We start from the raw sequence: 582 nt of genomic DNA, 5'->3' as shown, positions 1-582 counted from the left end.
AGTATATGAAGAGCTAAAAAATAAATTGATAAGGTTATAAAAATGACAAGTATGAAAATTGATATTTTGCCATATGATTGGAAATATGTATCATTGGGCGAAGTAATTGTTGATATCGGAGATGGCGGAACCCCGTCGACCAAAATAAAAGAATATTTTAATGGTGATATTCCATGGGTAAATATCGAAGATATAACTAAAGATATTTATAATACAAAAAGACACCTAACTAACTTGGGATTAGAAAATTCATCTGCGAAATTATGGAACGAAGGAACTGTTATTTTTTCATTCGGTGCATCAATTGGCAAAGTTGGAATTGCAAGAGTCAAATTATGTACAAAGCAGGGTATTGCCGGTATAGTCGTAAATCCAAAAGTCATAATTAATGAATTTTTATATTATGTTTTGTTAAAACAAGCAAAAAAAGTAAAAGAAATAGGCCATAGTATGGGTAGCACAATTAAAGAAGTACGTCCATCAAAATTAATAAAATTGATAACTTTCCCTCTTCCTCCTCTTTCCGAGCAAAAGAAAATTGCAGAAGTTTTGTCGACGGTAGATGAAGCGATAGCAAAGGTT

Annotated in this window: 1 protein-coding gene; it reads left to right on the top strand. The window is 31.6% G+C overall.

From position 1 onward, the window contains the following. Window positions 1-51: 51 nt before the first annotated feature. A partial coding sequence (locus N2201_07525) for a restriction endonuclease subunit S (GenBank protein MCX7786048.1) occupies window positions 52-582 on the top strand: 531 nt, incomplete at its 3' end.

This window comes from candidate division WOR-3 bacterium (assembly GCA_026418155.1).
GTDB lineage: Bacteria > Hydrothermota > Tepidihabitantia > Tepidihabitantales > CAIPLT01 > JAOABV01.
The sequence above is the reverse complement of the archived record's forward strand: the minus strand, read 5'-3'. Positions and strand labels throughout refer to the sequence as shown.